Below are 25,057 nucleotides of genomic sequence, written 5' to 3' on the forward strand. Positions count from 1 at the left end.
GTCATGGTCATCTTGGCCCCTCTCCTTACCCTGCGGTCGCAGGCGTCTCTTCGCTCATCGGCACGAATGTCTCGTTCAGCTCGCGTTTCTCGATGATTTCTTTCCATGGATCCTTCGTCAGGCTGAGCGCGTGCTCGATGCGTTCCATGAGCGCCAGGCGGTCTTCCTTCTTCTCCAGCGCCGCCTTGATCGTATCCAGACCCATCCGTTCGACCCACTCGCTCGTGCGTTCGTTGTATTTACCGGTCTCCCGGTAGAACTGAACGTAGGCCCCGCTCCACTCGATGACCTCGTCCTCGGTCTTCACCTTCGTGAGCAGGTCGCAGCCGCGCAGCTTCGTGCCGCCGTTGCCGCCGACGTACAGCTCCCAGCCGCCGTCGATCGCCACCACGCCGAAGTCCTTGATCGTCGCCTCGGCGCAGTTGCGCGGGCAGCCGGAGACCGCCATCTTCACCTTCGCCGGGGCGCTCAGCCGCTCGAATTTCTTCTCGAGCTTGATGCCCATGCCCATCGCGTCCTGCGTGCCGAAGCGGCAGAACGTCTCGCCGACGCACGTCTTGACCGTACGCAGCGTCTTGCCGTATGCGTAACCCGACGGCATATCCAGGTCCGCCCACATGCCCGGCAGATCTTCCTTCTTCACGCCGAGCAAGTCGATCCGCTGGCCGCCGGTCATCTTCACGAGCGGCACGTTGTATTTCAGCGCGATGTCCGCGATCTTCTTCAGGTCCTCCGGCGTCGTCACGCCGCCGTACATCCGCGGCACGACGGAATAAGTGCCGTCCTTCTGGATGTTGGCGTGGTTGCGCTCATTGACGAAGCGCGATTCCCGCTCGTCTTCGTGCTCATCCGGCCATGCCATGCCAAGGTAGTAGTTGAGCGCCGGGCGGCACTTCGAGCAGCCTTCCTCGTTCGCCCAGCCGAGCACGTTCATCACTTCTTTGGACGTCGTCAAGTGCATGCCGCGGATCGCCTCGACCACTTCGTCCCGGCCGAGCGTCGTGCAGCCGCACATGCCTTCCTTCACCGTCTTGACGCCGTCCGCGCCGAGCACGTACGTCAGCACGTCGCCGACGAGCGGTTTGCAGCCGCCGCAGGAGGCCGATGCCTTCGTGCACGCTTTGATATCGCCAATGCTTGAGCAGCCCTTCTCTTTAATCGCGCCCACGATCGCGCCCTTCGATACCCCGTTACAGCCGCAGACGATCTCGTCGTCCGGCATCTCCGCGACCAGATCGGCGCCGGATTTCGCCGGGGCGCCGGAGGAGGGGATCAGCACCTCGCGTTCGCGGCCGGTGACGTCCTCGCCGGTGCGGATCATTTTGAACAATCTCGAACCGTCCCCGATGTCGCCGAAGAGCACCGCGCCGATGACCTTGCCGTCCTGGATGACTGCTTTCTTGTAGATGCCCGCGAAATCGTCCTGCACCCGCACCGAACGCGTATCCGGCCGGTCGGCGTACACGCCGGCGGAGAACACATCGACGCCCGATACCTTGAGCTTCGTGGAGACGACCGAGCCGTGATAGCCGTCCGTCTCGACGCCCGCCAGCCGTTTGGCGATGACTGCGCCTTGCTCGTAGAGCGGCGCGACCAAACCGTAGGCAACCCCGTTATGCTCCGCGCACTCGCCGACCGCGTGAATATGCGGGATGTTCGTCTCCATGAAGTCGTTGACCACGATGCCTTGATTGATCGTAATGCCCGTGCTGCGGGCCAGCGCGATGTTCGGCCGGATGCCGATCGCCATGACGACCAGGTCCGCCTCTTCGCTCGTTCCGTCGCTGAACCGGATCGCGTTGACGCGCTTTCTGCCCAAAATCTGCTCTGTATTCTTGCTCATCAGGAACCGCATGCCCTGCGCCTCCAGCTCCTTGCGAAGCAGGATCGAAGCCGTCTGGTCCAGCTGGCGCTCCATGAGGAAGGGGTGCTTGTGCACGACCGTCACGTCCATGTTGAGGTTCAGCAGCCCGCGCGCCGCTTCGAGACCGAGCAAGCCGCCGCCGATCACGACCGCTTTCTTATATTGTTTGGCCGTATCCATCATCGTCTCGCAGTCCTTGATGTCGCGGAACGCGATGACGCCTTCCTTATCCGCCCCCGGCACCGGAAGCATGAACGCGTTGGAACCCGTCGCGATGATCAGCTCGTCGTATGCCGTGCTAAATCCTTTATCCGTCGTGACCGTCTTCTTGACGGGGTCGATACCGGTTACCGTGTGGCTCGTATGAAGCGCGATGCCGTTCTCCGCGTACCAGGAGCGTTCGTTGATCACGATATCCTTCATGTCCGCGTCGCCCGCCAGCACCGAGGAGAGCAGGATGCGGTTGTAGTTGGGATGCGGCTCGCTGCCGAAAATCGTAATGTCATACCGGTTCGGCGCCAGCTTCAGCAGCTGCTCGATGCAGTTCACGCCGGCCATTCCGTTGCCTACCAACACAAGTTTCTTTTTCATCTGAGCTCCACACTCCTACCCAAATATATAACATGACATGTTACCATTTTCCCGTTTGAACTAACATTTACCTTGGAACAGCATGTTCCCTTCCGTTTATGTGATGTTATCTAACATTAATTATTCATACTTTAGCTCAGAGTTGCGAATTTGGCAACAATTAACGAAATAATTATTTTTTATCGCCCAGGTGCACAGTTGTAAGCGTACGTTATACCTGACGCGCCTAGTAAACGTTCGCGATTGGCGTAAACGCCATCTCACAACTCTTTGTAACCCCTTACATTTTCACACGTTTTGCTGCCTATCCATGGTCACCCTACCCCAAAATGACGTCAAGTTCCCTAACATGATTGTGAACATTTCACAAAAGCTAGACAGGTACCGCGAAGACATCTGTTCGTTTTGTGATTTTTTACGAAGCGAATAGGCAGGTACGAGGCGTGATTTTCTGAAAATGCCGGATGCGCCGAAATGGTACAGGAAGCGTGAACACGCGGCGAAAGCTAACATGGCAACCTGGTCTTCAACCGGTCACAGCGGCACGACGAGCGTCAAATCGCAGTCCTCTTTATTAGGAAAAGAGCTCGCGCACGCATCGCGTTGGTCCGTATCACTCTTGGCGCGCACGAAAAAAGAACGCTCATGGCGAAGTCGGCCCGCAAATGCGGGTCTTCACCTAGAGCGTTCTTTTCTCCTTCCATAGGGGCATGCGCATGGGGCTCGGGACTGAGAACCGCCCAGCCCCCTCCTTCACGACGCTTCATCGGCCCACTTTGCAGCCCGCATATCCGCCCAGCCGTACCGGGGTCTTACATCGCCCCCGCCTCAAGGCCAGTTCCAAAAACCGTCGCTGGACTGTTATCTCTTCTTTCCATTCCGTCTACAATTAAGCCATAAGAACAACGCAACCGAAACGAAGCTTAATCGCAAAGAGTTCCCAACTACTAAAGGAGCGATGTATCGATGAAACGTTTATTCCGTTCAAGAACAGACAGCAAGCTGGCCGGCGTGTGCGGCGGCTTCGCCCAGTACCTCGGCTTTGATGCCACGATTCTTCGTCTGGCGCTGATCGTCACGGCCCTCTTCAGCTTCGGCAGCGTGCTGCTGGTCTACGCTCTGGCCGCGGTCGTAATTCCGAAAGAACCGGAGATGACGGGCTTCTACGACGAAGCGATGTACCACCGCTTCTAATTCAACCGCTCGCAGCTCAAATGCCATCGCGGGATGCATCCGCGAATTGTCCACCTAACTACGCTTATCCAACCTAAAAGGAGTGTTTGAAATGGGAGTATTCGAACGTATTGTGAACTTGACGAAAGCCGCAGCGCATGAGGTGCTGGAGAAACTCGAAAGCCCCGTGCTGATGATGAACCAATATATTCGCGACGCCGAGCAAGAAATCGGCCAGGTGCAAGCCGAGATCGCCCGCCAAGAGGCGGCGGCGCGCGGCTTCAAGCAGCAGCATGCGGAGCACACTCGCCTGGCGGAGCACTACGAGGCGAAAGCCGCCGAAGCGCTTGCCGCAGACCGCGAAGCCGAGGCGCGCGAAGCGCTCGCCGCGAAGCTGCACTACGCCGAGAAAGCCGCTCTCCAACTGGAGTGGCACCATCAAGCCTTGGCACGCAAGGACGAATTGACCTACAAGCTCGACAGCGCGAAAGCCGAGCTGGAAGTCATGGTGAAGAAACGGACCGAGCTCGTCGCCCGCGTCGAGCAAGCCGAAGCGAAGGCTCGTACATCGATGCCAAGCTTCAGCAGCGGCCCAAGTTCCTACCTGGAAGGCGGTTCCGCGGCGCGCGGCTTCCAGCGGATGGAGGAGAAGATCCATCAGCTCGAAGCTCGCCTCGAACTGTCCGGCAAGCAGGCGCCTTACGCCGGCACGCCTTACGGCAGCCACGGCGCGTACGGCACGCCAGCAAGCGCGGGCGTACCCGCGGCAGCTGACCCGGCGAAAGAAGCGCTCATCGCCGAGCAGCTGGAGCTGCTGCGCAAGAAGCAAGCTTCGGAGTAATGCGAAAGTCCACCGGCCCTTGGGGCTGGTGGACTTTTTTTGCAGCTATTGCGGATTGAAGCGGATCGCCGGCGTGCCTGCACAATGAGCTCGCTCGTTGGGCCGTTCGCAGCTCCTCCGCCTTGATTGTCCGCCAATAGTCGGCTGGATACCGCTATTTGTGCCCGCTTCGCCCGACAGTCCGCTAATAGTCGGCGGGGCACCGCTATTTACGCCCGCTTCGCCCAGCGGCTCTCTAATAGTCGGTTGGTACCCGCTATTGCGTCCGCTTCGCCCGACAGTCCGCTAATAGTCGGCGGGGCACCGCTATTGTGCCTACTTTGCCCGGCCGCTAATGGTCGACGCCGCCCCCTCCAACCGCCGCCAACATAAAAAGCCCGCCATCGCCGACCGGCGACAACGGACTTCCTTGCTGCTGCTACTCTTGCGAACCATCCAACTTGCACTCATTCAGCTTCAGCAGCCGGGTGCGATGCTTCCACTTATGGCCGAGCCAAAGCACCAAGAACAGCGGAATGCCGATATACGAGGCGAACAGATATGGCCAGTCCACCTCGCCGTCCGACAACGCGCCGTAACTTTGGCCGATAATGACAATGATGCAGAGCACCATCGCGAGGAGCGGGCCGAACGGGAACCATTTGGCGCGGTACGGCAGGTCAGCCAGTGAGCGCCCCTGCGCGACGTAAGCTTTGCGGAACCGATAATGGCTAATCGCGATGCCGAGCCATACGATGAAGCCGGACATCCCGGAAGCGTTCAGCAGCCACACATAGACAGCGCCGTCGCCGAATAACGACGAGAAGAACGCGAGGGTACCGAGGGCCGCCGTGACGGCCAGCGCGAGCACCGGCACGCCGTTCTTGGACAGACGCGCGAGGAAACGCGGCGCCTTGCCTTCTTTCGCCAGCGTCCACAGCATCCGGGTCGACGCGTACATGCCGGAGTTGCCGGCCGACAGCACGGACGTCAGGATAACCGCATTCATGACGGAGGCAGCAATGCTGAGGCCCGCTTTCTCGAAAATAATCGTGAACGGACTAGTCGCGATCGCATCGCTCGCGAGCCGCTCGTCTGCATAAGGAATCAACAGCCCGATGACGAGAATCGCGAGGATGTAGAACAGCAGAATCCGCCAGAAAATCGAGCGGATCGCCCGCGGAATCGATTCGCGCGGGTTCTCGCTCTCGCCTGCCGCGACGCCGATCAGCTCCGTCCCTTGGAAAGAGAAGCCCGCCGCCATGAACACGCCAAGCACGGCGAGGAAGCCGCCCGGGAACGGCGTATCGGTCATGGCCGTGAATCCGACCGATTCCCCGCCCCAGATCCCGATGAGCATGAGCAAGCCAATGCCGATGAACACGACGACCGTCACGATTTTGATCATAGCGAACCAATACTCGGATTCCCCGAACCCTTTGACCGACAACAAATTCAGACCGACCATCACGATCAGGAACAGCGCGCACCAGAGGAACGAGGAGCTGTCCGGGAACCAAAATTTCATGATCATCGTCGCGGCCGACAGCTCGGCGGCGATCGTAATCGCCCAGTTATACCAATAGTTCCACCCGATCGCGAACCCGAACGAAGGGTCGACGAAACGCGACGCGTAGGTGCTGAACGTGCCGGACACCGGCATATACGTCGCCATTTCGCCAAGGCTGGTCATGAGAAAATACACCATAATGCCGATAAGCAGGTAGGCGAGCAGCGCGCCGCCCGGTCCCGCGGAATGAATGGCCCCGCCGCTGGCGAGGAATAGCCCTGTCCCGATGGAGCCGCCCAGCGAAATCATCGTCATATGACGGGCCTTCAAACCTCTGCGCAGACCGCCGGAGCCCGGGGCTGCACTTGTCTTGCGATTGTCGTGTTGCTGATCCACGCTGTTGTTTCACACTCCCTGATGTATACGTATAGAATCGAAGTCTGCAGGAGTAGGCAAGCGCCCAAAAAGCGGGATACTTGCCACTAGCTTGCTTCGGATACGCAAATTTTAACCAGCGTATATTGTAAGAAAAACAATCGGCATTATGCAACTGTAAATAAATAACTGTCCCGCCTCGCAGCCAACCGCTCCCCAGGCCAAGGTCTAGGTCGCAAACCATTCCCGCGTCCGTTCCGGCCGCTATCCTCGCGGCGGTAAACTGGGGATTAGAGATGAACGCCTGTAGCGTTCTTATGATTTAGGAGGTTGTTGGGGTTGTATAGTTTATTCGTTGGACTCACGCTCGGAGCGCCGTTCTTGCTGCTGGTGCTCGGCTGGATCGCCGGGACGAAAGCGTCCCGGCTCGTATACAGCGGCTCCGCGCCGCGCATGCACCGCAAGGCACGCAAACTAATTACGTGGACGTTCATCCTGACCTTGCCGGTTGCGGCGCAAGCAGCGGCGGCCGCCCTGCTCATGCAGCAGTTCGATCCCGTCTATTGGCAGGATCGACTGTTCATTCTGGCGCCGATGACCGCGCTGCCGCTGCTGGCCGCCTGGTTCGTCGCGGTGCCGAAGCTGCTTATGCTCCGCCGGGAGCTATCCCGTTACGAAGAGGAGACGCCGCTTACCAGCGAGACGCTTGGGCGCGCGTCGCAGCCAGGCATCGTCGCGCCGTTCCAAGCGCTGGCTTGGAGCGCAGCCGCCGTGTTCCTGCTCGCCATGACAATGGCCGCGCCGTTCGATTGGCTAGACGCGGGGATTCCCGTCGCGGTCGTACTGCTGGTCTGGTACGGCCTCGGGGTCAAACACCGCCGCCGTTCGCGCAAAATCGCCGTGACGGAGACCCCCGTCGTCTCGCGTCCTTGGCGCAGCGCAGCCGCCGGATTCGGCGCGGCGATCTTGCTCGCGGCCATCGCCGTGCCGCTCGGATACCTGGCCCGGGAGACCAGCTTTCTGCCGGCAACGGTCGATATGACCAGCGGCCCGGCTGATTTCGGCGGAGGCGCGACGCTCGCCCATGCGCACGGGGTGGAAGCCGCCGCGCCCGGTTCCGTATTCGTCTCCGACCTGACCGGACCTCGGGAAGGCGAACCTGATCAGCGTTTCACGCTCACCGCCGAGAAGAAGACCGTCCGCCTCAGCTCTGGCAAATCCGTGGAAGCGTGGACGTTCAACGGCCAAATTCCCGGTCCGCAGCTGCGGATGAAGCAAGGCGAGCTGATCGAAGTCACGCTCGTGAACAAAGATATCGAAGGCGGCGCCACGATCCATTGGCACGGCCTCGACGTGCCGAACGCCGAAGATGGCGTAGCCGGAGCCACGCAGAACGCCGTCATGCCGGGCGAGTCGCATACGTACCGTTTTATCGCCGAACAGACCGGCACATACTGGTACCATTCGCACCAGCATTCGAGAGAAGCCGTCGCCAAAGGACTGTTCGGCGCCTTGATCGTCGATCCGGCCGCGAGCGCGGATATGGATGTTCAAGAGCCGGACGGGGCGACGGATATGAACGATGTTCCGGGCGGCGCGGAAGAAGTGCCGGGAACGGAACCTAACGAAAATTCCGACGACGCGTTCGCGACAGATACGATAACGACACCTAACGGGACCACCGACAACGGGACGAATGCTGCTTCGGGCGCGGCCACCAGCGAACCGGCATTACCCGCGGAAGGAACGGCGCCGACCGACGCGACGGAAGCGCCTGCTGACGGAATCGCCGATCACGAAACCGGCTCCGATGCCGATTTCGACCTGGATGAAGAAGGTCTGCTCGACCTCGCCCGCCCGAAGACGGAGGATGCCTCAGCCGGGACGCAGCCCGAAGCTCCGAACACAACCGATTCGAAGGACGACGGCGCCGCGCGGACAACCAACCCGCCATCAAGCGCGCTACAGCCGAAGGATGCCGGCGGGCTGCAGACGAAGCCGGGAACGACGCAGGATCAACTAGAAACCAAGACGCCCTCCTTCGATATCGGATCCGGCGATGACGCGACACTGGCTTTGGCGAATGGCCCCTCGTCCGACGACGGCTTCACTTTGGCCGCGTACCAGCCGTCCTTTGCGCCGAAAGGCGAGGTTAACACTTTAGCCGCCGAAGGGACGACGCCAGCCGATAGCCTCCAAGACGGCACGGATGACGCGAACAGCGAGGGCGACACCCTCTTCTCGGCAAATGCGGTTGCGATTGAAGGCGAGCGGGATTTTACCGTCATGACGCACCTGTGGGGGAGCACGTTCGCGATCGGCGCGAACGACGGCGTGCAGCGGTTCGACGTCCAGCCGGGAACGCCCGTCCGGATGCGTCTCATTAACACCGACGACTGGGTCCGCCAGTCGTACATGTTGACCGGAACCGCCTTCCAGGTCTCCGCCATCGACGGCACTAACGTCAACGATCCGGGCGAGCTGCGCGACGTGAAAGTGACGCTGACGACCGGCGGAAGGTACGACCTGACGTTCGACATGCCGGAAGATCCGGTGTTCCTAAGCGTCGGCGGCCGGAAGGACCTCGGCATCTTCCTGAGTCCTGACGGCAAGGGCGATCTCCCCGCCATTCCCGAGATGGAGGCGTTCGACCCGCTGCACTACGGCCAATCCATGGCGACGCCGTTCGATGCCTCGAGTACGTTCGACCGCTCCTTCGACATGATCATCGACAACAAGCTCGGCTTCTATAACGGTGTCTTTAACCAGCTATATACCATGAACGGTGCCGTATTCCCGAATACCCCGATGTACATGGTTCGCGAAGGGGACCTGGTGAAAATCAAAATCGTTAATCGCAGCATGGTCGATCATCCGATGCATCTGCACGGCCATCATGCGCTCGTGCTCTCACGCAATGGCGAAGCCGCGGACGGTAGTCCGTGGTGGACCGACACGCTCGACGTGCAGCCGGGGGAAACCTACGAGATCGCCTTCCGCGCCGACAATCCCGGCCTGTGGATGGATCATTGCCACAATTTGCAGCATGCCGAAGCTGGCATGTCGATGCATCTCATGTACGAGGGCGTACTCGCCCCGTATACGGTCGGCAGCGCGACGCAGAACCACCCCGAATAAAAAGAGACACGCTTGAGGGCGGGTCGGACTCTAACGAGAGTCCGGCCCGTTTTTTTGTCGCACAGCGAGATAAGCTTTGGCCGCAAGGACAAAAGCTTCATGCGCACTGCCTCCTCCTTCCCCTCCGCCGCAATGTCGTCAGGTTAAGAGGAAACATTCGGGTGAAGAATGCGTGCGCTCCTTGATAACGACATAAGCATTGCTATTGCAGGCTCGGACGGCCTACGGACGATCCACCTCCTCCTCCGTCCCGTTGCACTTAACCTGACAGCATTGATCTAGATGGGGCGGAGCCCTAGGGGATCAAGACGTCGTAAGCTTTGTCCGCAAGGACAAAAGCGTACCCCGAACGAAAACGATCGTTTTCCACCGATCCACTGCTGTCAGGTTAAGGAAATACGTCCGGTGAAGCCACCCATGGCCTATAGCTGACAGGCTTATGACTTCGGACTGACTTCAAAACCGACTGAAGCTTTGTCCGCGAGGACAAAAGCGTGCCAGCTCGAAGCAACCCGCCGACTGCGAACAAACGAGCCAGCACGAAACGGGGAGTCCAGAGGGCGAAGTCTGAGCGTTTTCCAACGGAAAGCGCACTTCGGAAGCATATGCTTGGTTCCCCTCAGCGGAGGGGGAAGGGGGAGGGAGCAACAAAAGCGGGGTCAAAGGGGCGGAGCCCCTTTTAACCTGACAGCATTGGCGGAGGGGGTAGGGGGATCGACCTCCACTAGTCATGCGGAACGCCGCCGGCGAATACGTTAGCTTAGACGGCAGTTTTGTGTAACGGGAAACGAAGCGGCGATACGCCGCATGAGGGGGAGACGAACGATGCAAATTCATGTCGTGCAGCCAGGCCAATCGCTGTATGGCATCGCGCAGGCGTACGGCACTTCGGTGCAGGAGCTGGCCGAGGCCAATGAGATCAATCCCGCCCTGTCGCTGGTTATCGGCCAGGCGCTGGTTGTTCCGATCGTCGGCCGGTATTATTTCGTGCAGCCCGGCGACACGCTGACCACGATCGCGAGCCGTTTCGGCACTGACGCCGCCACGCTTGCGCGCGTCAACAATCTCGGCGCGAGCAACCAGCTCATCGTCGGGCTGCGCCTGTACATACCGCCGCGTCCCAAGCGGAACGCGGAGGTCAACGCCTACGTCGAACCGCGCAGCGCAGGCGTCACGCCGGCGCTCGAGCAGTCCGTCCGCGACGCCGCGCCCGAATTGACGTATTTGGCCCCGTTCAGCTTCCGTATTAACCGGGACGGCACGCTCACCCCGCCCCTGCTGAACAACTTCCGCGCGATTGCAGATCAGCACGGCGTCACGTTGATGATGGTCGTCACCAACCTGGAGAACGACCAGTTCAGCGCGGAGCTGGGCGAGATCATCCTGAATAATGAGGCGATCCAAAACACACTGCTGGACAACATCATCGCCACCGCGCAGCGGCTTGGCTTCCGCGACATTCATTTCGACATCGAGCATCTGCGTCCGGCCGACCGGGAAGCGTATAACCGGTTCCTCCGCAAAGCCGCGGCCCGTCTGCACGCGCAAGGTTACCTCATCTCCACGGCGCTCGCACCAAAGACTAGCGCTGCTCAGACAGGCGAATGGTACACCGCCCATGATTACAAAGCGCACGGCGAAATCGTCGATTTCGTCATCATCATGACGTACGAATGGGGCTACAGCGGCGGTCCCGCGATGCCCGTATCCCCGATCGGGCCGGTACGGCGCGTGCTCGAATATGCCTTGACCGAGATGCCCGGCAGAAAAATCATGATGGGCCAAAACCTGTATGGCTACGACTGGACGCTGCCGTTCGTCCAAGGGGGCCAATACGCGCGCGCCGTCAGCCCGCAAGAGGCGATCAACATCGCCCGGCGCGAGAACGCCCGGATCGAATACGACTACACGGCACAGGCGCCGACTTTCCGCTATTGGGACGACAACCGCAAAGAACACGTCGTCTGGTTCGAGGATGCCCGGTCCATTCAAGCCAAATTCGACCTGCTCAAGGAGCTTGGTTTGCGCGGCATCAGCTATTGGAAACTCGGCCTTAGCTTCCCGCAGAACTGGCTGTTAATCCAGGATAATTTCAACGTCGTGAAACGTTAACCTAGCGAACAAGGACGTCTCTGAGGCTGCTGCTCCTCGAAGACGAAGCAATCCACCGTTTAACAAGAGATCCCGAAATATTCGCTACACGCCCGCGAAGGTTGCGGTTACCCCATCCGCGCAGGCCGCAGACGTTCGAACGTCTGCAAGCTCCCCCGATAGCCTCTTGCGCAACCCCTGGCCAGCGCTCCATGCGCGGCTAGGGGTTATTCGCGCGCTGCCGACTAGCTGCCGCCCCTCCATGCACCCGTTCCCCACTTTCGTTAATTTTTTGCATAAAATGAATCCGTTTTCCATTTGAATTTAGTATGATACAGATAGACGGCCCCTCGGCCGAAACTTCCCCCTGCGGAAGGAGGGACAATTCATTTCCCACATGAAAGGCTAACGACGTTAAACGCCGGAACGTCGGCTTCGATCATAAGCCTTTCGGCGGTCGGATGTATGCCGCGCTTCACCTTTAGCGCACCTCGAAGGAACAGCGTCGCAGTCGCCCTGCGAAGAAGGCGACGGACCCGAATGCAGCGTTCGCGTTCGATTTCGTTAGCGGGCGTTTTTTCGTCCCACGCCCCCTCGGTTCACCCGGTTCTTCCGTGAACGGGTTTGTTCGCGAGTCTGTCATTTGACGAAATATCGTTTAAACACTACAATTTGTAGTGTGTGCCGATGCGCCAATCTCCCTTTTTTTGACGCGCGGCCTGTCTTTCCTACCATCATCCTTTATACTGGAGGTTTTTCCGTTGCAAAAAGCTACCGCCAAAGCCGCGAATAAGGCCAATTATAAGACAATCCGCCAACAGGAGGCATTGAAGAAGAAGCAGCGCATGCGCTGGGTCATGGCATTGACCGCCGTCGTATTCGTCGGCCTGATCACGCTCGCCGTCGTCCTCAAGCCGAGCGACATCGTCGACTTCGATTACGAAGCGCTGCCGCTGAGCGGCCAAGCCGACGCCCCAGTCAAGATCGTCGAGTTCGGCGACTACAAATGTCCGGTCTGCCAAACATTCAGCCAGACGATCGTGCCGCAGATTGAGAAGGACTTCGTCGACTCCGGCGACGTCGGCCTGTATTTCGCCAACTTCTCGTTCATCGGGCCGGACTCCTTTACCGCCGCCTATGCCGCGCAGTCCGTCTTTCATCAGAACAAAGACGAGTTCTGGAAGTATTACGATTTGATTTATAAGAACCAAGGCGCCGAATCCCAGCAATGGGCTACCGCCGATTTCCTCGTCAAACTGGCGCAGGACAACAAGATCGACGTCAATTACGACACACTCCGCAGCGACATTGAGAGCGGCAAGTATAAAGGCGAGGTCGAAGACCATAATGGCCTGGCGCGTTCGTCCAAGGTGACGGGAACGCCTTCGATTTTCATTAACGGCGAGAAATTCGACAATGTCATGGACTACGGCGCGATCAAATCCGCGATCGAGAAGGCGCTTAGCGACGCGAAAGCCGGCAAGGACGCTGCATGATCAAGTCGTACGCGCTCTATTTTGCCTGGGTCGTGTCGCTTGTCGCCACCGGCGGCAGCCTGTTTCTCAGCGAAGTGATGGATTTCATGCCCTGCACGCTATGCTGGTACCAGCGCATCCTGATGTATCCGCTCGTGCTCCTGCTCGGACGCGCGGCTTACCGCAACGACCGCGGGATCATCGGATACGCGCTGCCGCTGAGCATCATCGGCGCCGGATTCTCGCTCTATCACTATCTGGAGCAGCAGATCCCCGCGCTGGCCAAGGTGCTGCCATGTACGCAGGGCATTCCGTGCAACCAGGATTATCTCGACTGGTTCGGCGGCGTCGTCACGATTCCATTCCTGGCGCTCATCGCTTTCATCCTGATTACGATCTTCCTCATCGCGGGAAGAAGCGCACAACAAGTAACGGCAGAAGAAGAGGAAGCGTAAGCTTGATTCGATAGCCCGGTTGCAGTCCATCCCCGCCGCGTGCGAGGGTGGCTGCGCCGGGCTTTTTTGGCGTCGTGGCGATCATGGCGCGCCAGCTCGCTGTTCGCCCTTTACCCGCCTGCTTCAGCACCCAAAGTGCGCTACAGCTCACTATTGCACGCACTATGCCCACTTCCGCACCCGATAATGCTCTACAGCTCACTATCGCTCGCCCCCCGCCTGCTTCCACACCTAATAGTGTGCTACAGCTCACTATTGCACGCTCCCCGCCCACTTCCGCACCCGATAATGCTCTACAGCTCACTATCGCACGTTCTCAGCACCCGATAACGCTCTACAGCTCACTATTGCACGTTCTCCGCCCACTTCCGCACCCGATAATGCTCTACAGCTCACTATCGCTCGCTCCCCGCCCTCTTCCGCACCCGATAATGCTCTACAGCTCACTATTGCACGCTCCCCGCCCTCTTCCGCACCCGATAATGCTCTACAGCTCACTATCGCTCGCCCCCCGCCTGCTTCCACACCTAATAGTGTGCTACAGCTCACTATTGCACGTTCTCCGCCCACTTCCGCACCCGATAATGCTCTACAGCTCACTATCGCTCGCCCTCCTTCTGCCGAACACTTCACGAGCCTCTTAAATACTGCCCCACACGCAAAAAACCGGCTGCCTGCCGGCAACCGGTGCTCCTCTCCCCTATACGTTCACCCTCCCACACGGGGCATACGCGTACAGCCCGTCCCTTCACCCATCAATCCGGCACATTCACCGTGAACGGCACGACGAATGTCTTGCCCCCGCGTTGAAATTGACCCCAAATCTTGTACACGCCGCCGTGCGGAAATGTCGTCATGAACGTCGCGTCCGGTCCTTTGGCCTTCTCGTCAACGGGATGCACATGCAAATACTGCTCGGTATCCGCACTCAGAATGACGACGTGCCCAACGGCGCCGAGGTATGGCTCCAGATCGGTTATCTGTTCCTTCGTCGCCGCATCCTTCATCGCGAAATTCAGCTCCACTTCCATGTCCGCCATCAAATGCTCCGCCGCAAGCGTCACCTCCACGCCAGCCACGGTTCTCGTCAGCTGCTTGTCCGGCGCGATCTTCGCCTGCGCGCCTGGCGTTCCGCTAACCGTCAGCCACGAACTCTGGGTCGTCGCGCTGCCGCCTGAAGGCATGTAGTCCGCGATCAGCTTATACTCGCCCGCTGCCGGGAACGCCGTCGTCACTTCGAACTCGCCTTTGCCTTTGTAGACCGGGTGGATATGGTTGAAGAAGCTCAAGTCCTTGCTAACGACGATGAGATGCATCTCCTTCTCGTGGTTGATGTCGAACTTCTCGACCGCCTTGCCGTCCGCGTCCTTCACCTGAATCGTCACCACGTTATCCACGCCCGGCGCAGGCTTTTCGTTGGAATACGACCAAGCCGCCTCCGTCTTGACCGCTTCGCCAGCGCTCTCCTCATGACCGCTTGCCGCGGAGCCTCCATGGCCGGCATGACCGCCTTGCGCTTTGGCCGCCACTTCCGCATTCTCCTCATGACCACCAGCTGCCTCACCTGCCGGTGCGCCCTCGTTCGTGCCATCCCCCCCGGTCGCGACGTCGCCATCCCCGTCACTTCCGCTCGCGGCGTCATGACCGTCGTGGCCGCCTGCCTTCGCGGCCGCCGGCTTCGCGCCTCCTTCTTCCTTCTTCGCGCAGCCCGCCGCCACGCCCAGCACGAGCGCGGCAGCCAGCGTGGCGACCAGCCATTTGCGTACCATAACCTATCTCCTTCTCGCTTAAAATTTGACCCGCTGCAGCCGCAGCGCGTTGAGCACGACCGACACCGAACTGAGCGCCATTGCCGCGCCTGCCAGCCATGGAGCCAGGAACCCGCTGGCGGCGATCGGAATGCCGATTACGTTATAAGCAAGCGCCCAGAACAGATTCTGCTTAATATTTGCCATCGTTTTCCTACTCATCAGTATGGCATCCGCGATGCCATTTAAATCACCGCGCATGAGCGTCACATCTGCGGCCTCAATCGCCACGTCCGTCCCGCCGCCGATCGCGATGCCCACGTCCGCCGTGGCCAGTGCCGGCGCATCGTTGATCCCATCGCCAACCATCGCCACGACCGCACCGCCCTGCTGCAGCTTCTTCACTTCCGCCGCCTTGCCCTCCGGCAGCACCTCTGCCAGCACGCGGTCCACGCCCGCTTCTTTCGCAATGGCGCGAGCCGTCCGCTCGTTATCGCCGGTGATCATGACGACTTCGATCCCCATCGCCTTCAGGCGGGCCACCGCTTCTCTCGACGTCTCGCGTATCGTATCGGCCACGGCCAGCAGTCCGGCCAGCCGGCCATCGACCGCGACGAGCATCGCCGTCCGCCCCGCTTCCTCCAGCCCCGTCATGTCCGCCAGCAGCGCCGACGCGTCGATTCCTTCTTCATTCATCAGCTTGCGAGTACCGATTAACAGCTCATGCCCTTCTACCGTCGCCCGGACGCCGTGACCCGGGATCGCTTCAAAAAGCTCTGCAGCCGGGAGTGTGACGCCTCTCTCCTTAATGCCCTCCACGATCGCTTCGGCCAACGGGTGCTCCGAGTTGCGTTCAGCCGCGCCGATCCACGACAGCAGCTCGGACGCGTCCCAGCGGTTCTCGAGCTTCACGTTCGTCAGCACCGGCTTGCCGTGCGTGATCGTGCCCGTCTTGTCGAGGACGACCGTCGTGAGTTGATGCGCGGATTCAAGATGCTCGCCGCCCTTGAACAAGATGCCCAGCTCTGCCGCGCGGCCGGAACCGGCCATGATCGACGTCGGCGTCGCAAGGCCCAAGGCGCATGGGCATGCAATGACGAGCACCGCGATTGCTTTCTCGAGCGCGCCGGACAGATTGCCGGCGTCGATGCCGAAATACCAAAGGAGGAACACGGCCGCCGCGATTGCCACTACGATCGGCACGAAGATGCCGGAGATAGCGTCAGCTACGCGCTGGATGGGCGCTTTCGACCCTTGCGCCTCCTCGACGACCCGGATGATTTGCGCCAGCGCCGTCGCCTTGCCGACCTTGGTCGCCTGCACGGTCAAGACGCCGTTCTTGTTCAGCGTCGCGCCGATTACAGCATCGCCAGCCCGTTTGTCGACGGGGATACTCTCGCCCGTCAGCATCGACTCGTCGACCGCGGATGCGCCTTCGAGCACGACGCCGTCGACCGGTACTTTCTCGCCAGGACGGACCAGGCAAATATCGCCCAGGACGACCTGTTCGACCGGCACATCCACCTCTTGACCGTCGCGCAGCACGCGCGCCGTCTTCGCCTGCAGTCCCATCAGCTTCTTGATCGCCTCGGAGGAACGCCCTTTGGCCAGCGACTCGAACAGCTTGCCGAGCAGAATCAGCGTGATCAGCACGGCACTCGTCTCGTAGTACATCTCCACGCCGCCATGATGATGCGGGTTCGCCGCAGCCTCGATCGTCAGATACAGGCTGTAGAAGTACGCCGCAGACGTCCCGAGCGCGACGAGCACATCCATGTTCGCGCTGCGGCTGCGGAGCGCTTTGTAGGCCCCCGTGTAGAAATGCGCGCCGATCACGAACTGCACCGGCGTCGCCAGGGCCAGCTGGAACCACGGATTCATGAACAGCTCCGGTACCCACAGCCAAGACGTAAAGGAAAAGTGGCCCGCCATCGCCCAGAGCAGCGGGAGCGACAGCAGCGCGGAGATCGCGAACTTGACCTGCTGCTTGCGGATCGCCGCCTGCCGCGTATCGCCGCCGTCCTCCTGCTCGACCTTCGGCTTAGCGTGATAGCCTAGCTGCTCTACTTTATGGACAACCTGATCGATCGTAAGTCCCGATGGCGCGAAAGCCACGTGAGCCGTCTCCATCGCAAAGTTGACTGTCGCCTGCTGCATCCCCGGCAGCTTATTCAAGCCTTTCTCGATCCGGTTCGCGCACGCCGCGCATGTCATGCCCTCGATTGCCAGGGTCATTTGTTCGATTTCCGGACTCAATCGCTCGCCGCCTTCATGCGGCATCACACTTTCGCTCATCGGGTTCACCTTCCGTATCTATAATAACGAACCATACCCCTGTAGGGTATAAATTCGAGCTAAATGTAGGAGCCGCCTCTTCCGAGGCCGGCTCCCTATGCCAAGCAAGTTACACCACGTCGTAACCTTGATCCTCAATCGCTTCTTTGATCGCGCTTAGCGATACTTTCGACGCGTCGAATTCGACGGTGACGGATTTACCGGCCAGATCGACTTTCGCTTCCGCATTGCCCAGTTTCTTCACGACACCTTCGACCGAACTTACGCAATGTCCGCAGGACATGCCTTCCACTTTCAATGTTTCGCGCTGCATCGTACAGCCCTCCGCTTCCTATTTCATTAATTTCTTCACGGTAATGAGCAGCTCGTCGATAACGTCGTCGTCGCCCGCTTGGATCCGCTCGATGACGCAGCTCTTCATGTGTCCTTCCAGCAGCAGCTTGCCGACGCTGTTGAGCGCCGACTGAATGGCGGCGATCTGGTTCAGTACGTCGTCGCAATAGGCATCCCGATCGATCAAACCTTTCACGCCGCGAATTTGTCCTTCGATCCGATTCAGGCGCGAGATCAAATTCGACTTCGTTTTGTCCGAATGATGGCTCTTGCGCTCGCCGCCGGAGTCGTGACCGCACGATTCGTGCCCGCACTCCGCAGTGACTACGTTGTTATCTTCCATGTTCATAGCATGCTCACCTCGTGAATCAAATATACAATACCCCCCAAGGGTATGTCAACGGGCGAAACCAACTTTTTCAAGCCTCTTCCCCTACGCTGTCCGATCCTCGCCCCGGTTATGTATATGGACGCGACCATGCGGGTATTCGGGCATTCGCGAAATCGCGCGCCATTTATCCTTTCGCCTCGATTGTGTCCGCTTTTGCTCACGCTCGCCGGTCTTCTCCATCTGTAAGGATGCGGGCAGTCGTGCGGGTAACGAATATCGCGTAGTTGGCAAACCGATGATGGGAGTGAGAGTTCCCTCTGCACTCTCGTTATCGTTCAGGCTGGTGCTGGACCACTGTCGCAAATAGGCTTCACGCACACACCCAAGGGGTATCTCTTTGGTCCTCTTCGCAAATAAATTCCCCGCTGATCGTGCGAACTTATACCGAAGACGCCGAGCGGGAACCCGCTGAATCTTCATTCCATCGTCCAAAACCGGGACCGAGGGAGGAGACTCTCGAAGGGTTTATGGTTTTGGGGTGGCGAAATAAATTTATATTGACAAAATTAATTTTATGTGTTATAATAAAATATTTTGTTTACACAACGGCTTTTTGCCGCTATTCTAGTAGTCGTAGAAGAACCATCCCGATTATTGGAGGCGATTGCGATGCATTATTCGAATCCAGTCACCATGCTCACCCTCACCGCTCATTTGCTCGGCGAAGAACGCACGATCCATCCCGTCTTGCTGCAGGACGGCGAATCCGCCGTGCTCGTCGACGCCGGGTACCCCGGCCAACTTCCGCTCTTGGAGCAAGCCATCCGGGAAGCAGGCTCATCACTCGAACAATTAACCGCCGTCATCGTCACCCATCAAGATCTCGACCATATCGGCGGCTTGCCGGGACTGCTGCAGGCAGCACCGAACCAGCTGGAAATATTGGCCCACCCGTTCGAGCAGCCCTTCATCGAAGGCCGTCAGACGCTGCTCAAGCTTAGCGGCGATGCGCTGAAAGGCATCGATAGTTGGCCCGAGGAGATGAGCGCGCCGTTCAAACGATTAATCGCCAATCCGCCGCGTGCCGACGTCACTGGGCTCTTGCTCGGCGGCGAGACGCTTCCATATGGCGGCGGCGTCACCGTGATTCCAACGCCAGGCCATACGCCGGGCCACCTCAGTTTGTATCATCCCGCCAGCAGAACGCTGATCGCCGCCGATGCCCTCCTCATCGAAGACGGCGAACTGCAGATATCCTCGCCCGCGCTGACATGGGATATGCAAGCCGCCCTTCAATCCGTCCGCGAGTTGTGCCGCTATGAGATCGAGACCATCATCTGCTACCATGGCGGGTCATATGCCGGCAATGCCGCCGCGCGCCTGAAGGAGCTGGCTCAACTGACGGTCAGATAGTCGCACCATAACACCTGCCGAATTTTAACAAATCTATAGGGAAGGAAACGCCTTCACTTCCACCCCGTATGCTACAATAGCAATGCACACCACAGTTGGATATACCAAGGAGGAACGGGTAGATGTTTGGTAAAGTGGCTGCCGATATGCTCGGCCTAAGCGATGTAGGCGCGGTAATTCGCCCCGAGAACTACGATAAGGTAGATGCGGACGATTACGTCTTTCACGAAGACAACGAGAAAATTTTCTTCCTGATCAAATCCAAGGCCGACGAATACTGTTTCACGAATTTGGCCCTTGTCCACCTGAACGGCACAAGCGCCATGAGCAAGAAGCGGACGCTGGAGCGTTATCCGTACGGCACGCACCGCATCTCCAACGTTACGCTGGAGACGGCAGGCACGGTCGACCTCGACGTCGAGATCAAATTCACGATCGGCAGCACGACGCTCTCGATCGACGTGCACAAGAAGCATATCGAAGAAGTGAAGGACCTGTACAAAGCGCTCCTTCGCATCGCCGAGATTACGCACGAGAACGAAATCGCGCTCGACTTCGCTCGCCAGAGCTTAGACATGGCCGCCTCGACGGTCAGCCACATCCAGAAAGCCGACATCAACGTCGCCGAGCAATTTAACGCGATTAACCAATCCGCGTTCGACTGGCTGACCGCGGCGCAGAAGCAATATAAAGTGAAGGACTATACGCACGTGTTTGAGCGGTACATTAACCGTTAACAACGTGTAATGATTGTCGCATTAAGCCCGTACTTCCTTCCATACTAAATGCGAAAGACCGTGTTCCTCCGGTGAGGACACGGTCTTCTTTCGTGGCGATAGTGCCCGCTGCTCCTTCACTTCCACAGCGTCACGACGAGCACGCCGACCATTGACGCGGCGAAAGCTGCGATAAAGAAATACCCGAATAACCGGACAGTGCCCGGCATCGCCTGCCAATCGACGGGACGCGGCGGCCCGCCGCCTTCGATCCGCTGGCTGCCTGACAGCTGTTCCAGCACGTGCGTGTCATCCAACAGGTTTTGTCCGACTTGCTCGGCCGGCTGTGTCTGATGCAAAGTGGAACGCTCCATCCCTTATTCGCCTCCTAGTAAAACCGTTCCACGAACGGAATACGCATTTTTTCACCATACTCTCCTGTATCTTAAACGCCCTTAACCCAGGAATGGTTGCGGCCGGATATGCCTAATAGAGGCGCAATCTTGGAACCACATTTGGGCATCCTAGCCCGTGAAGGAGATGATTCGCATGACGGAATCGCACCGTCTCTTCGTCGCGATCTCGCTGCCCAAGCCGATCAAATCGGGGATCCACGCTTGGTGCGCGCCGCTTGTGCGCGAGCTGCCTTTTCGCAAATGGACCCACCCGGAGGACCTGCATATTACGCTGCAATTTCTCGGCAATACGGAGACCGACCGCCTGGAGCAAATAACCCGGAAACTGTCTGCCGCGGCGGCCGATCACGAAGGGCCATCGCTCGCGTTGACGGCCGGCTCCCTCGGCACGTTCGGACGACCGGCGTCGCCGGCCATTCTATGGGCCGGCATCGGCGGGGACGGCGCCGAGCCGCTGCACGAGATCCAGCGCCGCGTCGCCGATGCCATGAGGAGCATCGGCTTCGTGCCCGACAACCGTCCCTTCCACCCGCATCTGACCGTCGCCCGCGAATATCGAGGCGAGACGCCGATGCAGCCGGATACGCTCGGGGCCTATGGCAAGCCTGCAGACCCGCTCGGCAGACCGTTCGCTTGGGAGGCCGCCGATATTGTGCTCTATCGCAGCCGCTTGAACCACAAGCCGATGTACGAGCCGCTAGCCCGCTTCCCGCTTGGACAAGCCGGAGGCGGGTAGCCCGGTGTCACTTGGGCGCACATGGAGACGCGCCTTCGGTTCACCGCGGGCATGACCACCTTGGATCGATTCGAACCATTCGCGGCAGAATCCGCCGCCGGATCGCTCGCTGCGGATGGCCATTCTAATCAGCCTTCGCCCATGCTTTAAGAGTATGGGCTGCCCCCCGAGAACGCACGAAAGGCCGACTCCGCCAATACGGCGCGAAATCGGCCTTTCCCTGCTTCCTTATTTCGGATTAACCTTCACGGCGGCTTGCTTGCCGCTCACTTGGATGCCGCTGTCGCGGGTGCCGAAAGCGACCAACTCCTTGGTCAGCCGCTCCAGCAGCTCGCGCGCCTGCTGTCCCTCTTTGCTGCCGGACAGCTTCACGACCAGCTGCACGGCATGTCCGGATGCGAGCAGCTTCTCGGCCTGCCGCTTCTTCGTATCATAATCGTGCTCCTCGATATGAGGCGTCAGCCGCAGCTCCTTTACCTTCGCCCCCTGCTCTTGACGGCGCTCCGCCTGCTTGTCCTTCTGCGCCTGCTGCTTGGCCGCTCCCGCACCGATTAGCTTGCACGGCGGCGGACTGCTCATGAGCGACGTGCATACCAAATCCACCTTCAGCTTCTTCGCCAGCGCCAGCGCTTCCTCGCGCGGCATGACGCCAAGATCTTCCCCGTCCACGCCGGTGAGATGCACCTCCGACGCTTTGATTTTCTCATTCATGATGATCATCTTGCCTGTCCTCCCACCGTTTTCCCCTTATTATGAACGATCTCGCTCTCTTCTGTCGAGGCGGCAGGCTGCACTTCGGCATCGGGTCGCCCATATGGTATAATGAAGGTGAACCGGCTGCGCCGTCTTTGCGGCGCCGCGCGTTTCATTCCGGAGAAATACAAGACCCTTAGGCGGAAATAAGGCACCCGGACGGGCAGCCTCGACCGTACTTAACCCTGTTTATATTTTAGGAAGCGGAGTGAATCGGATGGCCAATACGTATACCTACAGCCGCCGGGAAGAAGTCGCCAACGCCATTACCCATGGCATCGGCGCGCTTCTGAGCGTCGCGGCGCTCGTGCTGCTCATTGTCTACGCCAGTCTGCACGGCAGTGCCTGGCATGTCGTCAGCTTTACCATTTTCGGCTCGACCATGCTGCTGCTCTATACGGCTTCCACCCTCGTACACAGTTTCCCGGAGGGACGGCTGAAAGACTTCTTCGAAATCATGGATCACTCGTCCATTTATTTATTCATCGCCGGCACGTATACCCCGATTCTATTCGGCATTCTGCGCGGCCCGCTTGGCTGGACGCTGTTCGGGCTAGTGTGGGGCATCGCGCTCGTCGGCGTCGTGTTCAAGTCGTTCTTCACGAAGCGATTTCTCTTCACCTCCACGATTTTCTACATTGCGATGGGCTGGCTGATCGTCTTCGCCTGGGGACCGCTAACCGCGAGCCTGCCGGCAGGCGGGCTGAATTTGCTCATCGCGGGCGGCATCTGCTACACCGTCGGTACGATTTTCTACGTCTGGCGCGGCTTCCCTTACCACCACGCGGTCTGGCATCTGTTCGTGCTGGCCGGCTCCGCGCTGCACTTCTTCTCGGTGCTGCTGTATATGCTGCCAGCTGCCTAGATCTCCCGGCCGTTCGCGGTCTTACCCGCGAGAATCCCGTTCGCCGCTTCGTTTGCGGAGAGCGGGATTTTTGGTTGTAAGGACACGTATAGCGGCCGCCTCATCCGAGTAATCTGTAGAAGCGCCCTGATAACGGCACGCGACGTTACTTTATCTCTCAGGCCAACAACCAATTATTCGAAAAACGCGGTTAGCAACACATACAGCCTCGCAATCCCACACTTTAATGACATATTTCCTAACCCAAACTTGACACATTGTCTCCATTTGGATTAATATGACATCAATAACGGCAACTGAATACGTCAACTTTCGTATAACCTTAATAATCGGATTAAGGGTCTCTACTTAGAAACCGTAAATTTCTAGCTACGAAAAATATGCTCGCCAGCGTATTTTTCGTGGCTTTTTTCATGCCCGCTGGCCAGGTGCCGCTCACTAAAGGAGGAACCGCCCATGTCCAAACTGCTGATCAAGAACGCGCAGATCGTCACGATGAACAAAGCGGAGGAGATCATCCACGGCGATCTCCTGATCGAGAACGACCGCATTGCGGCAATCGGAGCAAATCTGAATCCGGGACCTGTCGACCGCGTCATCGATGCCACGAACCGCACCGTCATTCCCGGCTTCGTCCAAACGCATATCCATCTATGCCAAACGCTGTTCCGCGGCAAAGGGGACGACCTCGAGTTAATGGATTGGCTGCGCAAACGGATTTGGCCGCTGGAGGCCGCGCATGACGAGGAGTCGCTCTATTACTCGGCGATGCTCGGCATCGGGGAGCTCATCGCCAGCGGCACGACGACGATCGTCGATATGGAGACCGTGCACCACACCGATTCGGCGTTCCAAGCGATCGCCAAGAGCGGCATCCGCGCCCTATCGGGCAAAGTGATGATGGACCGCAAAAGCAGCGACATTCCGGCCGCGCTGCAAGAAGAGACGGCCGGTTCCATCCAAGAGAGCGTCGATCTGCTCGAGAAGTGGCACGGACACGACAACGGCCGCATCCAATACGCCTTCTCGCCGCGCTTCGTCATCTCCTGTACGGAACGGCTGCTCACGGAAGTGCGCGATCTGTCCGCTTCCTATAACGTGAAGGTGCACACGCACGCCTCGGAGAACCAGGGCGAGATCGAAATCGTGCAGGCGGAGACCGGCATGCGCAACGTGGTGTATCTCGATCATATCGGGCTGGCCAACGAACGGCTCATCCTCGCCCATGCCATCTGGCTGGATGCCGAAGAGAAACGCATCCTTCGGGAGCGCGGCGTGCACGTCAGCCACTGTCCGGGTTCCAACTTGAAGCTGGCTTCAGGCATTGCGCAGACGCCGGAATTGCTGCATACGCATGTCTCCGTCAGCTTGGGCGCGGACGGCGCGCCGTGCAACAACAACCTGGATATGTTCAACGAGATGCGCCTCGCCGCCCTCATCCAGAAGCCCGTTCATGGCCCGACGGCGATGGACGCGCGCACCGTATTCCGGATGGCGACGATCGGCGGCGCCCGAGCGGTCGGCCTAGCCGATCAGATCGGCAGTCTCGAGGTCGGCAAGAAGGCGGACCTGGCCATTTTGAACCTGTACAACTTCCACACCTTCCCATCCTTCGACGTCGATCCCATCTCGCGCATCGTCTACTCGGCAACCCGAGCCGACGTCGAGACGACGATCATCGACGGCAAGACCGTCATGCATCAGGGCATCATGGCCACCGTCGATAAAGACATCGTCCTGCGCGAATCGGACCGTGCGATCAAGCGCCTGCTCAGCCGCACGACGATCGCCTGACGACTCGCTCGCCGCAACGTATAACGAGCGCCCCGGTCTTATAGGCCGCCGCGGGAACGGAATACGCACATCTATTCAATAGAAAAGCAGCCGCTGCCAGGCATGAACCCGAGCAGCGGCTTAGCGGCGTTGCAGCCCAAAGCAAAGAGGCGGCAAACGCCGCCT

The 25,057-nt window shown here is 59.2% G+C and carries 19 protein-coding genes and 1 riboswitch; of the genes, 11 read left to right on the forward strand and 8 right to left on the reverse strand.

Going from position 1 to position 25,057, the window contains the following annotated elements; all coding sequences use genetic code 11:
- Positions 1–25: 25 nt before the first annotated feature.
- The gene (gene nirB / locus ACFFSY_RS08340) at positions 26–2,455 is read right to left on the reverse strand and encodes a nitrite reductase large subunit NirB (protein WP_377492711.1); all 2,430 of its coding nucleotides are present in this window, start codon (positions 2,453–2,455) and stop codon (positions 26–28) included.
- Between the two features lie 966 nt (positions 2,456–3,421).
- Between nirB and ACFFSY_RS08345 the strand changes: the two genes are divergently transcribed.
- Positions 3,422–3,649 carry a PspC domain-containing protein gene (locus tag ACFFSY_RS08345; protein ID WP_377492714.1) on the forward strand — a complete coding sequence of 76 codons (228 nt, stop codon included), beginning with the start codon at positions 3,422–3,424 and terminating at the stop codon, positions 3,647–3,649.
- A gap of 91 nt (positions 3,650–3,740) precedes the next feature.
- The gene (locus ACFFSY_RS08350; protein WP_377492717.1) at positions 3,741–4,469 is read left to right on the forward strand and encodes a PspA/IM30 family protein; all 729 of its coding nucleotides are present in this window, start codon (positions 3,741–3,743) and stop codon (positions 4,467–4,469) included.
- Positions 4,470–4,887: 418 nt separating this feature from the next.
- On the opposite strand, the gene ACFFSY_RS08355 is transcribed toward ACFFSY_RS08350, so the two are convergent.
- Positions 4,888–6,273: an amino acid permease gene (locus ACFFSY_RS08355; RefSeq protein ID WP_377492847.1), complete on the reverse strand. Its 1,386-nt coding sequence runs from the start codon at positions 6,271–6,273 to the stop codon at positions 4,888–4,890.
- 399 nt (positions 6,274–6,672) lie between these two features.
- Between ACFFSY_RS08355 and ACFFSY_RS08360 the strand changes: the two genes are divergently transcribed.
- From ACFFSY_RS08360 to ACFFSY_RS08375, 4 genes are all read left to right on the forward strand, one after another.
- Positions 6,673–9,471 carry a multicopper oxidase family protein gene (locus ACFFSY_RS08360; protein WP_377492720.1) on the forward strand — a complete coding sequence of 933 codons (2,799 nt, stop codon included), beginning with the start codon at positions 6,673–6,675 and terminating at the stop codon, positions 9,469–9,471.
- Positions 9,472–10,296: 825 nt separating this feature from the next.
- A complete protein-coding gene (locus ACFFSY_RS08365; protein ID WP_377492723.1) occupies positions 10,297–11,583 on the forward strand; it encodes a glycoside hydrolase family 18 protein in 1,287 nt (428 codons plus the stop codon).
- Between the two features lie 740 nt (positions 11,584–12,323).
- Positions 12,324–13,058: a DsbA family protein gene (locus tag ACFFSY_RS08370; RefSeq protein ID WP_377492726.1), complete on the forward strand. Its 735-nt coding sequence runs from the start codon at positions 12,324–12,326 to the stop codon at positions 13,056–13,058.
- A complete protein-coding gene (locus ACFFSY_RS08375) occupies positions 13,055–13,492 on the forward strand; it encodes a disulfide oxidoreductase (protein ID WP_377492729.1) in 438 nt (145 codons plus the stop codon). The genes ACFFSY_RS08370 and ACFFSY_RS08375 overlap by 4 nt, the downstream gene beginning before the upstream one ends.
- Positions 13,493–14,247: 755 nt before the next feature.
- Here ACFFSY_RS08375 and ACFFSY_RS08380 read toward each other — a convergent pair.
- The 4 genes from ACFFSY_RS08380 to ACFFSY_RS08395 all read right to left on the reverse strand — a co-directional run bounded on the left by ACFFSY_RS08380 (position 14,248) and on the right by ACFFSY_RS08395 (position 18,211).
- Positions 14,248–15,261 (reverse strand): DUF8832 domain-containing protein, encoded by a 1,014-nt coding sequence (locus ACFFSY_RS08380; RefSeq protein ID WP_377492732.1) that lies wholly within the window; start codon positions 15,259–15,261, stop codon positions 14,248–14,250.
- Between the two features lie 18 nt (positions 15,262–15,279).
- A complete protein-coding gene (locus ACFFSY_RS08385; RefSeq protein WP_377492735.1) occupies positions 15,280–17,535 on the reverse strand; it encodes a heavy metal translocating P-type ATPase in 2,256 nt (751 codons plus the stop codon).
- Positions 17,536–17,644: 109 nt separating this feature from the next.
- Positions 17,645–17,848: a copper chaperone CopZ gene (gene copZ / locus ACFFSY_RS08390; protein WP_377492738.1), complete on the reverse strand. Its 204-nt coding sequence runs from the start codon at positions 17,846–17,848 to the stop codon at positions 17,645–17,647.
- 18 nt (positions 17,849–17,866) lie between these two features.
- Positions 17,867–18,211, reverse strand: a complete 345-nt coding sequence (locus tag ACFFSY_RS08395) for a metal-sensitive transcriptional regulator (RefSeq protein ID WP_377492849.1) — start codon at positions 18,209–18,211, stop codon at positions 17,867–17,869.
- Between the two features lie 657 nt (positions 18,212–18,868).
- Here ACFFSY_RS08395 and ACFFSY_RS08400 point away from each other — a divergent pair.
- Together ACFFSY_RS08400 and ACFFSY_RS08405 are read left to right on the forward strand one after the other, a co-directional pair.
- Positions 18,869–19,612, forward strand: coding sequence for an MBL fold metallo-hydrolase (locus tag ACFFSY_RS08400; protein WP_377492741.1), 744 nt, complete (start codon positions 18,869–18,871; stop codon positions 19,610–19,612).
- Positions 19,613–19,734: 122 nt separating this feature from the next.
- Positions 19,735–20,349, forward strand: coding sequence for a PH domain-containing protein (locus ACFFSY_RS08405; protein ID WP_377492743.1), 615 nt, complete (start codon positions 19,735–19,737; stop codon positions 20,347–20,349).
- A 116-nt stretch (positions 20,350–20,465) separates the two neighbouring features.
- Here ACFFSY_RS08405 and ACFFSY_RS08410 read toward each other — a convergent pair whose 3' ends face one another.
- A complete protein-coding gene (locus ACFFSY_RS08410; RefSeq protein WP_377492745.1) occupies positions 20,466–20,702 on the reverse strand; it encodes a hypothetical protein in 237 nt (78 codons plus the stop codon).
- A gap of 175 nt (positions 20,703–20,877) precedes the next feature.
- On the opposite strand from ACFFSY_RS08410, the gene thpR reads away from it, so the two are divergent.
- A complete protein-coding gene (thpR, locus tag ACFFSY_RS08415) occupies positions 20,878–21,480 on the forward strand; it encodes an RNA 2',3'-cyclic phosphodiesterase (RefSeq protein WP_377492747.1) in 603 nt (200 codons plus the stop codon).
- A gap of 228 nt (positions 21,481–21,708) precedes the next feature.
- Here thpR and infC read toward each other — a convergent pair whose 3' ends face one another.
- Positions 21,709–22,200, reverse strand: a complete 492-nt coding sequence (gene infC, locus ACFFSY_RS08420; RefSeq protein ID WP_377492749.1) for a translation initiation factor IF-3 — start codon at positions 22,198–22,200, stop codon at positions 21,709–21,711.
- A gap of 250 nt (positions 22,201–22,450) precedes the next feature.
- Between infC and trhA the strand changes: the two genes are divergently transcribed.
- On the forward strand, positions 22,451–23,098 hold the full coding sequence (gene trhA, locus ACFFSY_RS08425; protein ID WP_377492751.1) for a PAQR family membrane homeostasis protein TrhA: 648 nt from the start codon (positions 22,451–22,453) through the stop codon (positions 23,096–23,098).
- Between the two features lie 292 nt (positions 23,099–23,390).
- Positions 23,391–23,490: riboswitch (purine riboswitch) on the forward strand.
- A 64-nt stretch (positions 23,491–23,554) separates the two neighbouring features.
- The gene (locus tag ACFFSY_RS08430; RefSeq protein WP_377492753.1) at positions 23,555–24,892 is read left to right on the forward strand and encodes a 5'-deoxyadenosine deaminase; all 1,338 of its coding nucleotides are present in this window, start codon (positions 23,555–23,557) and stop codon (positions 24,890–24,892) included.
- The last annotated feature ends 165 nt before the right edge of the window (positions 24,893–25,057 follow it).

Origin of the sequence: Paenibacillus aurantiacus, assembly GCF_042431225.1 — a bacterium.
Classification (GTDB): Bacteria; Bacillota; Bacilli; order Paenibacillales; family Paenibacillaceae; genus Paenibacillus_Z; species Paenibacillus_Z aurantiacus.